9 protein-coding genes and 1 pseudogene are annotated in these 11,705 nt (G+C 43.4%); 4 read left to right on the forward strand and 6 right to left on the reverse strand.

From position 1 onward, the window contains the following. Window positions 1-231: 231 nt before the first annotated feature. The 3 genes from K1J10_RS09100 to K1J10_RS09110 form a co-directional block, all read right to left on the reverse strand. A complete protein-coding gene (locus K1J10_RS09100; protein WP_223356960.1) occupies window positions 232-900 on the reverse strand; it encodes a potassium channel family protein in 669 nt (222 codons plus the stop codon). A 9-nt stretch (window positions 901-909) separates the two neighbouring features. Then, window positions 910-2,292, reverse strand: a complete 1,383-nt coding sequence (locus tag K1J10_RS09105; RefSeq protein ID WP_223356962.1) for a TrkH family potassium uptake protein — start codon at window positions 2,290-2,292, stop codon at window positions 910-912. Window positions 2,293-2,374: 82 nt separating this feature from the next. Next, window positions 2,375-3,088 carry a nucleoside phosphorylase gene (locus K1J10_RS09110; RefSeq protein WP_223356964.1) on the reverse strand — a complete coding sequence of 238 codons (714 nt, stop codon included), beginning with the start codon at window positions 3,086-3,088 and terminating at the stop codon, window positions 2,375-2,377. A 157-nt stretch (window positions 3,089-3,245) separates the two neighbouring features. Here K1J10_RS09110 and K1J10_RS09115 point away from each other — a divergent pair, with 157 nt between their 5' ends. Then, window positions 3,246-5,960, forward strand: coding sequence for a DEAD/DEAH box helicase family protein (locus tag K1J10_RS09115; RefSeq protein ID WP_223356966.1), 2,715 nt, complete (start codon window positions 3,246-3,248; stop codon window positions 5,958-5,960). 69 nt (window positions 5,961-6,029) lie between these two features. Here K1J10_RS09115 and K1J10_RS09120 read toward each other — a convergent pair whose 3' ends face one another. Continuing rightward, complete coding sequence (locus K1J10_RS09120; protein ID WP_223356975.1) at window positions 6,030-6,371, reverse strand: antibiotic biosynthesis monooxygenase family protein; 342 nt, start codon at window positions 6,369-6,371, stop codon at window positions 6,030-6,032. Between the two features lie 86 nt (window positions 6,372-6,457). Continuing rightward, complete coding sequence (locus tag K1J10_RS09125) at window positions 6,458-7,894, reverse strand: glycoside hydrolase family 1 protein (RefSeq protein ID WP_223356977.1); 1,437 nt, start codon at window positions 7,892-7,894, stop codon at window positions 6,458-6,460. Window positions 7,895-8,001: 107 nt separating this feature from the next. Between K1J10_RS09125 and K1J10_RS09130 the strand changes: the two genes are divergently transcribed. The 3 genes from K1J10_RS09130 to K1J10_RS09140 all read left to right on the forward strand — a co-directional run bounded on the left by K1J10_RS09130 (window position 8,002) and on the right by K1J10_RS09140 (window position 10,431). Beyond that, entirely contained in the window at window positions 8,002-8,883 is an 882-nt protein-coding gene (locus K1J10_RS09130; protein WP_223356979.1) for a helix-turn-helix transcriptional regulator, read from the forward strand. Between the two features lie 97 nt (window positions 8,884-8,980). Next, window positions 8,981-9,820 carry a Cof-type HAD-IIB family hydrolase gene (locus tag K1J10_RS09135; protein WP_223356982.1) on the forward strand — a complete coding sequence of 280 codons (840 nt, stop codon included), beginning with the start codon at window positions 8,981-8,983 and terminating at the stop codon, window positions 9,818-9,820. Window positions 9,821-9,831: 11 nt separating this feature from the next. Continuing rightward, the gene (locus K1J10_RS09140; RefSeq protein ID WP_223356984.1) at window positions 9,832-10,431 is read left to right on the forward strand and encodes a histidine phosphatase family protein; all 600 of its coding nucleotides are present in this window, start codon (window positions 9,832-9,834) and stop codon (window positions 10,429-10,431) included. A gap of 38 nt (window positions 10,432-10,469) precedes the next feature. On the opposite strand, the pseudogene K1J10_RS10770 reads toward K1J10_RS09140, so the two are convergent. Continuing rightward, a pseudogene (locus tag K1J10_RS10770) lies at window positions 10,470-11,289 on the reverse strand (PRD domain-containing protein). Window positions 11,290-11,705: the final 416 nt, after the last annotated feature.

Consider the following 11,705-nt stretch of genomic DNA (forward strand, 5'->3'; position numbering starts at 1 on the left):
GCTAGCTCAAACAGCTGGAAGAACACTCGCTTAATCAGAGGAATGACTTTGTTGCACTTGACTTGACAATTGGGGCAGAAATAAAACTTTCCGCCGTGAGAAAAGTTTTAATCTTTATTGAAAAGACTTTAAAATAAGAAATCGTTGATTTCTTTGAAGAATAATCTAGGTTAATTTATGTATAGAACAGTTTGTCTATATAAAAACGACCTGGCGGCCGTTTCTATATTTCTATTCCTCTAAGAGGTCTTGGATTCTATCCAGATACTGGTTGTCTGTCACCGCCATCACGCGCACCCCTTCTGGCCAGATAAAGTCAGGACCAATCTGACTTCGCAAAGGCTGGTCTTCCACATCTCGATAGCCAATAATATTGAGTTGATATTGGTCTCTGATTTCCAAGTCCTGAAGGCTTTTTCCTACCCAGCTAGCTGGAACCGTAAACTCGACCACCACCACTGCTTCATCCAACTGGAAGACTTCAATCCCGTGTTCGAAGAGGATCATCTTGGCCAGAGACATCCCCGCTTCTACCTCTGGTAGGATGACCAAATCAGCCCCAATTTTCTCAAGGACTTCCTTGGTCACTTCATTCTTGACCTTGGCAATGACTCGCTCAACACCAAGGGCCTTACAATGCATGACTGCCAGCACACTGGACTCCAGGTTTTCACCCGTCGCGATGACGACTGTATCACAGTTCCCAATATCTGCCGCATCCAAGAGGTCCATTTCTGTAATGTCTCCAACAATTCCAGTCGTAATCATGGATTCATATTGGTTGATCACATCTGCGTGATCATCAATCGCAATAATATCCACATCCTGATCCTGCAGAGTTTTCAGGACACTCTGTCCAAAAATTCCTAATCCTAAAATTCCAATGGTTCGATTCTCCATAAGTTTCTCCTATCCAATAATGATGTCTGCCTTGGCATACTGCAAGGTATCTGCTTTCTTGGCTTGGTAATTGTTCAAGCTAACCATGAGGGTCAAAGGACCGATCCGTCCGATAAACATGAGGACCATGATAATGCCTAGTCCCGCTCCATTTAAGGTTGAGGTTACATTGGCGGTCACTCCCACTGTCGCTAGAGCGGATACCACCTCAAAGACCAAATAAATAAAGCGTTGGCCATCCGGCGTCACCAAACAGATTCCTAATAGCCCCACTAAGAAGGTCAACTGGAAAATCACCGCTGTCCCAAAGGAACGTTGAACAATGTCTGGTGAAATCGTACGTTTTCCTAAATTGGTATGTGGTAGCCCCAATAGTTCCTTCCGAGCCAGGAGCAAGAGGACCAGGAAGGTGGTGATCTTCATGCCCCCTGCTGTCCCACCTGGTGCTCCACCTAAAAACATCTGCAAGAGATAGACGAAGAGCGTCACTGGTCGGACTGCTGTATAATCTAAGGAAGCAAAACCAGCTGTCCGCATGCTGACGGTTTGGAAAAAGCTGACCAAAATTTTCTCTCCCAAGGGGAGGGCCCCAATGGTTGCCGGATTATCAAACTCGGTCAAGAGACTGGTTACTGTCCCAAAGAGAAGGATCGCAGCTGTTAACCAGAGAACCACCTTAGTATGGAAGCGAAGAGTCCGCCGTCCTGATTGGTTGCGGGCCTTGGTAGCGAGGTCAAACCAAACCATAAATCCCAATCCCCCAGTAATAATAAGGGCAGACAAGGTCAGGTTCACCAGCCAATCGGTCTGGAAACTCATCATACTATCGCCCCCAAAATTATCGAAGCCCGCATTACAAAAAGCTGAAATCGCGACAAAGATGGAGTTAAAGATTCCATGCCCCCAGCCGAAGCGAGGAATGAAGCGAATCATGAGGAGCAAGGCCCCCAGTCCTTCGATGGTAAAAGTGGTTATGAAAATAGAACGGACAAAACGGGCCAAGCTCTGGTTATTGCTAAAGCTAAAGCTGTCCCGAATGGTCTGTCGGTCCTTGTAGCTGAGCTTTTGACGACTTTCCATAAAGAAGAGACCGATAAAGGTCAAGATCCCCAGGCCACCGATCTGAATCAAGAGCATACAGATCAACTGCCCCCAGGCATTGTAGGTCGAGGCTACTGACTGGGTAAAGAGGCCCGTCACACAGACCATGGAGACTGCTGTAAAAAGGTGGTCGATATAACCTGCTTTTGAGCTTGCTTGCTGGACAAAAGGCAGACTCAATAAGAGGGAGCCAATTAAGATAACCAAGAAAAAGCTGAAAAAGAGCCTCCTTGCTGGAGATAGACTTTTAATCTTGGACTGCCATTGTTTTAAAAATAATTTGACTAACATAGCTTCATTGTACCATAAAAAGAGAATAGACCTACAAGTGAAGAACCATTTCTAGGCACAATTCTAAGGCTTTATCGAATGCTTAAGATCCCCAGTCACGCTGGTCATAATTTTCCAGGTCTGCAAGAGAATCTGCGGTAAATAGGAGCAAGCCCCAAACCGCATCACGAAGCTGGGCTACTGCTGCCAGTGAGGCGCACTCCATCTCCACAACACTACACCCTTCTTCAATGCGATAGGCCACCTTGTCAGGCGTTTCTCGATAAAAGCCGTCTGTCGACCAGGTCATCACTTCTTGATAGGGAATGGACTCTTGTTTTAGGACCCTTTCAATGGCAGTCAGTGCTCGACGATCCACTTCTATATAACGAGAAGGTGCTACATAATGGTAACTGGCTCCCTCATCTCGCAAAGCCTTGGTCGGGATTAAAAAGGCATTTTCTTCCATTTCCACCAAGACGCCACAGCTTCCTGAGGAAATAATTTTCTTCACCCCATAGCCGATCAACCAATCCATGAATTGAGCTGCAGGGGCAGATCCGACTGGCGCTTGCGCCAAGCAGATATCCTCTCCTTGGTGCTCCATGACATAAACCGGATAGGTCTTGGTAGCTGAGACAAAGCTAGCTACTTGCTTAGCACCAACAGCTTTTGCAAAGCAATCAATCTCATCCTCCAAGAAAGCATACACACATTTTTCAGGTAGGTGCAGATCAAGCCCCTCATGGGTCGGCATAATGACTGCCTGCGGGTTGTCGTCAAACTCTAAAATAGGAATTTCATGTTTATGGATCATCTGTTGCCTCCAAACTTGTTTGTAACATTATATAAGTCCATCTAGTCTGTGTCAAGGAGAGGTAGCGAAAAGGACTATTTTCCTTCCACAGCAACTCCCCATATAACTGAATACCTTCAACTATGATATAATGGGGACAGTACAAGGGAGGAAACCAATGTTACAAGAACTAGCCTTTACAGGTCAATGGAGACACTATCAAAAACGTGTTCTCGATAAGAGTGACGCTTTTATGGCGGATGGTCACCTGCATTTGGTAGCAGCTCCTGGCTCTGGAAAAACAACCTTGGGTATCGAATTTATCCGGCGCTTTGGGCAACCAACCCTGATTCTGGCACCTACGGTCACGATTCGTCAACAATGGGTTGACCGGATTGTCCAAGCATTCTTGAAAGACAAAAGCCAAGCGGAGCAATTGATCTCTCAGGACCTTAAACATCCTAAGCTGATTACAGTTGCTACCTATCAGGCCCTCCACAGTGCCATGAATCAAGTCGTCGGCCAATCACAAATCGAGGATACCGATGACAAGGCAGAGATTGAAACATTTGATTTCAAAGGCTTTGACATCTTTTCTACTTTCAAAGACATCTCACTGGGAACCCTCTGTTTAGATGAGTGTCACCACCTGCGCAATGAATGGTGGAAGAGTTTGGAAGCCTTTCGCCAAGCCTTCCCTGACTTAAAGATGATCTCCCTCACTGCTACCCCTCCCTATGAAGGGGACCCTACTCTTTGGGAACGCTATATCCGCATGTGTGGTGAGATTGATGAGGAAATTACGGTTCCCGAATTGGTCAAGGAAGAGACCCTTTGTCCCCACCAAGACTATGTCTACTTTGCCTTTCCAACCAAAGAAGAGCAGGCTCAGTTGGACGCCTTTAGCCAACAAAAGAATGCTCTCTTGCAGCAACTGACTTCAGACCCCCTCTTTTGTCAACACCTGCAATCCTGTCAGGCCTTATCAGGGCAGATCAGTGATGATGAATTGCTCAATGAGCCCAAGTATCTCTCTGCTACCCTGATCTTTCTTCGGAGCAAGGGAATCGCCTTTCCCAACCGTTTCCAGGACCTTCTAGGAGCTAAAAAACTACCTACCTTTACCATGGACTGGCTTGAAACTCTTCTGCAAGGCCTGCTCTTTCAGGTGCCTCACTGGTACAATCTACCAGAAGAATACGAAAAGCAACTCCTCCATGAATTAAAAGCAGCTAGCTTAATCGATCGAAAACAAGTCAAACTGGTCCGCAACAAAAAGCAAGATCTCCTGCTCAATCAATCTCTCGGAAAACTCAATGCGGTTCGAGAGATTTTCAAGGCAGAATACCAGGCTCTTGGAAGCCAACTGCGCCAATTGGTCTTAACAGACTATATTCGCCAAGACTTTGAAGTTCATCTAGGGGACAAGGACGCCCAATTCACTCAGTTGGGAGTTCTCTCGTATTTTGAATCCATTCGCAGGGAAAGCATAGAGCTAACGACCCCTCCTGCCATCGCTGTCTTAACAGGTAGTATCGTCATCATCCCAACAGTTGCGAAGCCAAAACTAGAAGAGCTTCTAGGAGGGAATCGACTGACTTACCAAAGTGTCGGCCAATTATCTCCTGATGACTTTCTCAAGGTTCGTTTGGTTGGTTCTCAACATGATTTGGTGACAGCTGTGACCCAGCTCTTTCAAGAGGGGCTCATCCAAGTCGTGATTGGAACCAAGTCTCTTCTAGGAGAAGGCTGGGATGCTCCTTGTGTCAACTCCCTGATCCTAGCGAGCTTTGTCGGTAGCTTTATGCTTAGCAACCAAATGCGAGGCCGTGCCATCCGAGTATGGCCCCAAGATCCAGACAAGACCAGTAACATCTGGCATCTGGTCTCCATCAATCTTTCCTCAAAGAAATGGTATGAAAAGTCCGATCTTGAAAAGGAAGAGATCGAAGCCATCACTGATCAACTGAAAGAATACAGTCCTGATCTAGAGCTTTTAGAGAGACGGATGAAGCAATTTTTAGGCCTTCACTACAAGGAACCCTTTATCGAATCCGGAATCGAACGTCTATCCTTTGACAATATCCGCTATACTAAAAAACAGTTACAGAAACTCAACGAAGAGTCCTTAGAGCGCTCCACTCATCGTCAAGAACTTCGGGATGGCTGGCAAAAAGCTCTTCCGATTCTTGAGAATATGGAGATTGCAAACGAGGTCCAAGTGGATAAACACTTCCTGCCTCTGACCCTATTTTTTGATGCCAGAAAGCTAGCTCGCTGGCTGACGGCAGCTACCTTGACCGATGCTTTCGCCAACCTTATTTACTATTCACATAGAGGAGGAAGGAACACCGTTTCTCTTATTCTTCTATTCGTCTTAGCTGTTCTCACACTCCTTGCTTGGTTGCGCTACTATCTCTATAAGAGCCCTTATAAACGCATGGAAGTATTTGGAGAAGCTATCCGTCAAGCCTTATTAGCTTCTGGACAGATTCAAACCCAGGAGAGCCGCATCCAAGTGGTCCGAGATAGGAAGGATGCCATCAACACGCTGATCTATATGAAGGGCGGAACCATGCGAGAGAAAGAACTCTTCTCGCAAACCATGATCGAATTTTTCGCACCGATTGAAAACCAGCGTTACATCCTAAAAGCCCAGGAAAAAGTATCCGACCAGACAGAATACTTCGCCGTGCCAAGCCTCTTTGACAAGCGTAAAGAAGAGGCCCAAGCCTTTGTCGAGCAAATCCGAAAGAGCCTAGGTAAGTATGACCTGGTCTATACTCGAAGTACGGAAGGTCGTGCTGTTCTTTTAGATGCGCGCATCAAGGCCTTGGCTAACAAACAAGAACGCACCTTCACTAAGAAACAAGTGATGTCGGATTTGAAATAAAGAGAATAAAAAACATCCAACTCCCTATCTTACTTAAAGGGTTTGGATGCTTTTTTTGATCAGTTATTTTTAAAGTTCTCCCCTAGCAATAAACTGCTCGTCACCTTCTGGAATTCCTGATTCATCTTCCATATATCGCTCTACTTTCATGACAAGGTTATATTTCTGGCGTAAGTCCAAGATTTTCTGCATGGTAGACGATTGGTGATGAAGATCAAGGGCTTCTTGATTGGCCCATTGATCAATCAGTAAGACTGTTTCCGGATCCTCTATGGGTAGGAAGTAGTCATATCTGAGACTTCCTTCCTTGCTTCGAATCTCCGCAACAATCCCTTCTTCTAGCATCTCTCTCGCAAATTTTGCAGCTGCACCATTTTTTCCCTTGTAATAGATATTGACTGTTAAAACCATGGTATTCCTCCTGTTCATTTTCTTAATAGTTACTTTGAAAACAAGTCTGAGAAATATCTCAGACTTGTCGTCTTATAAGGAGCAAATTAATGATATAGTGACTCACCATTACTTGCAATCACGTCCTTGTACCATTCGAAGGATTTCTTCTTATACCGAGCTAGAGTCCCTGAGCCATCATCATTGCGGTCTACATAGATAAATCCATAGCGCTTGCTCATCTCTGCAGTCGACGCAGACACCAGGTCAATACAACCCCAAGTCGTGTAGCCCAAGAGTTCTACACCATCCTCAAGCGCTTCTCCCACCTGTTGCAAGTGCTGTTTCAGATAGTCAATCCGGTAATCATCTTCCACCGTTGGACCATTTGGTCCATCCACCAAGACATCTTTAGCACCGAGTCCATTTTCTACGATAAAGAGTGGCAATTGATAACGATCATAAAAATCGTTTAAAACTAGGCGCAAGCCAATTGGGTCAATTTGCCAGCCCCATTCGGAGCTAGCAAGATAAGGATTGCTCACCCCACCAAGAAGATTTCCCATACCTGATTCATAGTTTTCTGGATCATGTGCTTGCACCACACTCATATAGTAGGAGAAGGAAATAAAGTCAACCGTATTTTCTGCTAATAATTCGACATCCCCATCAGCGAAATGGATCGCAATATCATTTTCACGGAAATAACGATTGATATAGGCTGGGTATTTCCCACGCGCATGAATATCAGAGAAAAGATAGTTTTGATTTGAAAACTCACGAGTTGCTAGGATATCTTTAGGATTTGGTGTCATTGGGTAAGCTGGCATTGCTAATACCATACAACCAATCTTGAATTCAGGATTAATTTCATGACCTACTTTAGTTGCTAAGGCTGAAGCTACCAATTCATGGTGAACTGCTTGATAAAGATCTTGTTTTGTCAATTCCTCAGCAGGTGTGGCAATCCCACCACTCATGAATGGTGCATGAAGCACCGAGTTGATTTCGTTAAAGGTCAACCAATACTTCACTTTGTCCTTGTAACGATTGAAGACTGTACGAACATAGCGCTCGTAGAAACCAATTAAATCACGGTTCACCCAGCCATTATAGTGACAAGCTAAGTGCAATGGTGTCTCATAGTGAGAAAGTGTCACCAATGGTTCAATGCCATACTTGGCTAATTCATCAAATAAGTCATCATAGAACTGTAAGCCTGCTTCGTTTGGTTCCAACTCATCCCCATTAGGGAAGATACGTGACCAAGCAATAGAGGTCCGGTAAACCTTAAAGCCCATCTCTGCAAATAGGGCAATGTCTTCCTTGTAGCGATGGTAGAAATCAATTCCCTCAAGTTTTAAGTTGTCAGGAGTCGGTTCTTCTGTAATCAGCGGATTATGGTCTCCAGGTTTAGCCGGAACTCCACCTTTTGGTGTCACATCCTGAACAGAAAGTCCTTTTCCATCAACATTATAAGCACCTTCATATTGATTGGCAGCAGTTGCGCCACCCCATAAAAAATCTGTTGGAAATGTAAACATATTCTTTCTCTTTTCTTTTGTTCTTTCTTATATTATAATGAATCCAGAATCAACTGTCTTACACTAAACTGTCTATTACTGATACTATTCTCACAAAAAGGAAAATCATGCTTAATTTAGGACAACTCCACAAAAATATCCCCTATAAGAACGATCTCACCCCCTACTCCATTACTCGGACCATTATGGAAGACGGTCATCCTGATATTCTCTTTCATTGGCATACCGATATGGAGCTCATCCATGTCCATGATGGCCAAGCGCAATTCCATATTGATTATGACTATTTTAATAGTGAAAAAGGCGATATTATCCTCATCCGTCCCAACTGCCTCCATTCAATCCACCCAATTGATAGGAACTATCACTTTATGGATGCCATCAATTTCCATCTCGATTTGCTTGGCTATTCAACTTTAGACTACGCTTCAATTAATTATCTTCAGCCACTCTACAACGGACAGTTAGACTTTGATCGTGTCATCAAACCTCATCAAGCTGGTTATTCCGAGATTCGGAAACTTCTGGTTGAGGCGATAGAAATTGGCTACTACCGTAAGGGCTTCTTTGAATTAGAACTGAAAAGTAAACTCTTATCCCTCCTTCACCTTCTCTTTCAACACGGCTATGTCCACTCCAAAGACCAAACCCATGACGCATATCGAAGAGAGGAAAAAATACGGACCATCATTGATTACATCAATGCGCATTACAACGAGGAGCTCACCATTGATCACCTAGCATCCATTTGTAACTATAGTCCCACTTACTTCATGAATTTCTTCAAGAAAAATCTTGGCGTTAGTTGCATCGATTACCTGATCTCCTACCGTTTACGAAAGGCGACCGAACTCCTCCAACACTCCAGTCTCTCCATCCTAGAGATTGCATCGGAAGTCGGTTTCACCAATCTGTCCAATTTCAATCGCCAGTTTAAAAAGGCTTATCACGTGACTCCTCGGGTCTATCGAGAAGAACGAAAAGGATAATGGGGTATAGTAGGAAAGTATCATTATATAACAGGATATCAGTAGATTACTTACCAATTAAAATGTAGAATCGTGGGAATAGGAAAGGAAGGAACTGATGAGTAAGATTATTTTTCTAGACGTTGATGGAACAATTGTTGACTATGATAATCACATACCCGATTCAGCTAGACAGGCCATTCGAAAAGCACGTGAAAATGGACATCTCGTCTATGTTTGCACGGGACGGAGTAAGGCAGAAATGCCTGACGACATTTGGAATATCGGTTTTGATGGCATGATTGGAGGAAATGGTTCTTATGTTGAACATAAGGGTCAGCTCCTTCAACATCAACTAATCCCCTATGAGACAGCCAAGCGAGCTGTTGATTGGCTTGAATCACGAGGCTTAGAATTCTATCTTGAAAGCAATAACGGACTCTTTGCTAGTCGAAATTTCCGAGAGGTTGCTCGACCGACTCTACGAACGTATGCTTTAGGCAAAGGAGCCAGTGAGGATCAAGTCTTACACATGGAAGCGGAAGACGCCTTGCATGGCTTGATTTACGGTGGAAATCTCTACCGTGATGACCTTAATAAAATCAGCTTCATCCTACACTCCTACCAGGACCATTTGGATTCTAAAGAGGCCTTTCCAGAACTGAAAGCTGGAACCTGGGGAGGGCGTGGAGAGGAGGCACTCTTTGGTGATTTGGGGGTGAAAGATATTAATAAAGCCCATGCCGTGGATGTTATCCTTCACCATCTTCATGCTGATCGAATCGATACCATTGCTGTTGGTGATGCAAAGGTGGATATCCCTATGCTCCAAGCCTGTCAGGTGGGCGTTGCAATGGGAAATGGTGGATCAGAAATTCTTGCCGTAGCAGACCTCATTACAGATGATGTCCGTCAGGACGGACTCTTTAAAGCTTTTGAAAAACTAGACTTACTCTAAGGAGGAATCCTATGACAAAGACTCTCTATCTCATGCGACATGGCCAGACACTCTTTAACAAACGCCATCTAATCCAAGGTTGGTGTGATTCTCCACTGACAGACCTTGGAATCTACCAAGCTCAGATTGCTGGCAATTATTTTAAAGAAAATGGTATTCATTTTGATCAAGCCTATAGCTCAACTTCTGAACGTGCCTGTGATACTTTGGAAATTGCAACCAATGGACAAGTCTCTTATCAACGAAACAAAGGCCTCAAGGAATGGAATTTTGGAGTATTTGAAGGAGAAAGTGAGGACCTCAATCCAGCTCTACCTTATGAAGACTTCTTCGTTCACTACGGGGGAGAATCTCAACAGGGATTGCAAGATCGCATGAATCAGACGATTTCAGAACTAATGGAAAATGCAAGTGGGGAAACCATTCTCATGGTGTCACATGGAGGATCCATTGCGAATTTCGCAAGAGCCTGGAAACATTATTGGCGGGTAGACATCACCTCTCACATGACCAATTGTTGTATCCTCAAGTTCACCTATACAGATCATATTTTTTATTTAGAAGACGTCATCCATCACGATTTCAGTGGCTGGACAGGCGATGAAACCTAGACAATAAAAAATCATAAACACACAAGGTTTATGATTTTTTATTTTTTCTTGCGAATTCGTGATAAGTGAATCGTCAGATACAATTGTTCATCATCTGACACGTGGTAATTTCGCGTCTGTTTCAGATGGTGGGCGATTTTTTCTGTCGTGTCATAGGCGATGGGATACTTGCATTTCAGCATCTCGAACATCTCATTGTCCTCCATCTCACGATAACCCTTATCCGTTAGGACTCGTTCACAGAAAAACTTCAAATGGGTAATAAAGCGTTGAACATAGATATCATCTTCTTCTAACGGGATCTCCAAACTGTATTTGACGATGGTCATAATTTCTTCCATCAATTGGGTTAAGTCACGCGCATTGGAGTCCCCCCTGCTGGAGCTCACTATTTACCAAGGTCAGAGCCATAAAACCCGCCTCATCATCTGGCAACTCCTGTCCTAGATAGGTACTGAGAAGCTCTTGTGCATATCGTCCAACTTCATACTCTTTAGGGAAGAAACGCTTGATGTCCCACATGAGGAAATTTTTCATAAAAAATCCATCTCGAACTCGCTGTTCTACCCCATACATGTGATCTGCGAGGCTTAAAAAAGCTTTATCCTTCAGCGGAATTTCTAATTTAGACTTGGCAAAGGAAATCACCTTATCTGCTAGTTCCAAGAGTTCAACAGGCAGATCTACAAAAAGATCATGACTTTCTTTAGAGAGGATATAGCGCTTTTCAATCGCTGTATCATCCAGTTCTTCTCCCACCTTTTTACCAAAAGCCAGGCCACGCCCCATCACTATGACTTCCTGGTCCATTTCTTCAGATAAGACCACATTGTTGTTAAAAATTTTAAGAATGATCATATCATTTACCTTGTTTTTTGTTAAGTCTAGTATATCACAAAGAAAGAGCATTGAGAACAGGTTTGAAAAATGTTAGTTTCATCTGGGCTAAAAACAGCATAATATCCAGTGCTTTCAGAACTAAATCTACTTATTAATTTCATGAAATATAAATCAATGTTTTTAAATAGGGAATAGTTTAGTTCTGTAAAAATTAATTAATGCACCTATAAATCTTATTATAACAAACTTTGCAATGATTCCAAAAAACAGATATAGACTTCAAAGATAGTTAAAATAGATAACACTCTATTTTACTTGTCTTTGAAAAAAGTAGAGAAAAATTTTTAAAATGAAAATTTTTGCCCTGTTGTAAAATGAAGTGCAACACAAAAGACACGTTCATCTGATATACTAGAATTGCGAAAAACAGCATA

It is taken from the genome of Streptococcus australis, assembly GCF_019930045.1.
In the GTDB taxonomy this organism is placed as follows: domain Bacteria; phylum Bacillota; class Bacilli; order Lactobacillales; family Streptococcaceae; genus Streptococcus; species Streptococcus australis_D.